Annotated in this window: 1 protein-coding gene; it reads left to right on the top strand. The window is 59.0% G+C overall.

Annotated features, from left to right (window positions below; translation table 11 throughout):
- Positions 1–537: IS30 family transposase (locus CK501_RS16640; protein ID WP_143421476.1), on the top strand; the 537-nt coding region annotated here is incomplete at its 5' end.
- Positions 538–544 lie beyond the last annotated feature (7 nt).

The following is a 544-nucleotide window of genomic DNA, read 5'->3' on the forward strand; positions in this document are numbered from 1 at the left end:
CGGGTTGGCATTGAGCAGCGCCCCGGCGAGGTCGATCGCCGACAAACGCTGGGCCATTGGGAAGGTGATACCGTGCTCCACGGCCATAAGCAATCGGGCCTTGTCACCCTGGTGGAGCGGCGCAGTGGTTACCTTTTGGCTGAACGGCTTGTACAGCTCAAAGCCAGGCCGACAGCCGAGGCGATCATCCGCCAGTTCCGGCCCATAAGAGGCGCGGTGCGCACTCTGACATTGGATAACGGATTTGAGTTCGCGGACCATGAAAGGATCGCTCAAACGCTCAGTGTCGAGACCTATTTCTGCGATCCGTACCGCTCCAGCCAGCGGGGCACGAATGAGAACACCAACGGGCTGCTGCGCCAGTATTTCCCGAAGGGCACGGACTTCCGCAAGATCTCTGACAAAGCGCTCCGGGCCACCGTAAAGCAACTGAATAACCGACCCCGGAAACGGCTCGGTTATCGCACACCGGCGGAAGTGTTCTGGGGTGAATACTCAGGCGCACTGGAAACGGGTGGTGCTGCAGTTATTAGTTGAAACCAAG

This window comes from Halovibrio salipaludis, from assembly GCF_002286965.1.
Classification (GTDB): Bacteria; Pseudomonadota; Gammaproteobacteria; order Pseudomonadales; family Oleiphilaceae; genus Halospina; species Halospina salipaludis.